The organism is Okeania sp. SIO2F4 (assembly GCF_010672385.1).
In the GTDB taxonomy this organism is placed as follows: Bacteria; Cyanobacteriota; Cyanobacteriia; order Cyanobacteriales; family Microcoleaceae; genus Trichodesmium.
On sequence record NZ_JAAHGT010001449.1, the window covers coordinates 1 to 1,265 of the forward strand.

At 36.5% G+C, this 1,265-nt stretch carries 2 protein-coding genes; both read right to left on the bottom strand.

All coding sequences use genetic code 11. The features are described 5' to 3' along the window. On the bottom strand, positions 1 to 169 hold a 169-nt coding region (locus tag F6K22_RS41150), incomplete at its 3' end, for a metallophosphoesterase (protein ID WP_293110963.1). 281 nt (positions 170 to 450) lie between these two features. Beyond that, entirely contained in the window at positions 451 to 1,212 is a 762-nt protein-coding gene (locus F6K22_RS41155; RefSeq protein ID WP_293110961.1) for a DUF1995 family protein, read from the bottom strand. Positions 1,213 to 1,265: the final 53 nt, after the last annotated feature.

The following is a 1,265-nucleotide window of genomic DNA, read 5'->3' on the forward strand; positions in this document are numbered from 1 at the left end:
GGCTATTTCTGACAAATTCTACTACTTGAGAACTTTTCGGACCTCTATCAATTAAGTCTCCTAGAAAATATACCATATCATCTCTGCCAGGAGCGATCGCCTCTAACAAAGCCATTAAGCCATCATAATACCCATGTATGTCGCCAATAATAATTCGTCTGGTGTTCATTGTTGCTGCTGATAATTTTTACTACCACACTTTAACTTTGTACTCAAGGAACAAATCTTAACTTTGCTACAATTTGATCAAAATTTAATTAAACTTTTTTTAATTCAAGCACCCAATATTAAACTTAATTTGTATATTTTACCACATAATTTCTGAGGTTAACCGACCCTAATTTTCCGGGTTATTAGAATTTAACTAATTCTATAGAAATTTTACCCTGAATAAATTTAGGTCGGTAATTTTCAGATTAAAAATACCTTCAATACATTCAGTATTAACACTTAGTTACTTAAAGCACGTAGGAATTTTTGAATTTCGCTTAGTAATCCTTTCCGTTTTGGCGGAGCAGTTATTGTCTCAGAGGAGGAAGTAGAGTTATCTGTTTTAGCTGTACCAGTAGCTTTAGCTAAAATAATATCTAGTTGATCTCCCACTGGTTTCTCCGGTTGTTCAGCAATTAATTTATACTGGCCATTTTCTTCAAGCCAAACTTGCCACGGAGAAGGATAACAACGATATAACGCCCCCTCACCAAAAGACCTGATATAGTAGCAAGATTCAAGAGTTTTGATAAATCTTTCCCGGAGTTGACGTGCTGCATAACCAATTCCCACGATAGAGACATCTTCTAATCTGGGGATTAACATCACAACTGGGCGATCGCCAGCCAGATTAGATAATTTTTCAGCTTGGGCCACTTCTACAGCAGAAGGTGCTATTAATAAAAAACATTGGTCTTCGGGTTCAACTCTACTGTCAACTGGAGACCTACTTGTGCCAATATCTTCTATTTTAAATGTTACATCTTGCCAATCTCGTCTAGCTAAAGCTGCTGCTCCAGTGTCGGGAAAAAATACTTTGAGCTGAGTAGTTGTTTCAAGTAAAGCAGGAATAAATTCTTTTGCCAGAGATTGAGCTTGAAGTTCAATCTCTGGAACAACTATCTCAATTTGGAGTCTAGTATAACCATCTTGGAGAGCTGCTTTAGTCGCTTCCATTGCTTGGGCGATCGCCTCATTTATGTCATTGGGTAGTTTAGTCATCTATATTAATATTTACTAGATTATGCTGTGATTGAGAGAAGATTTGAAAAAGA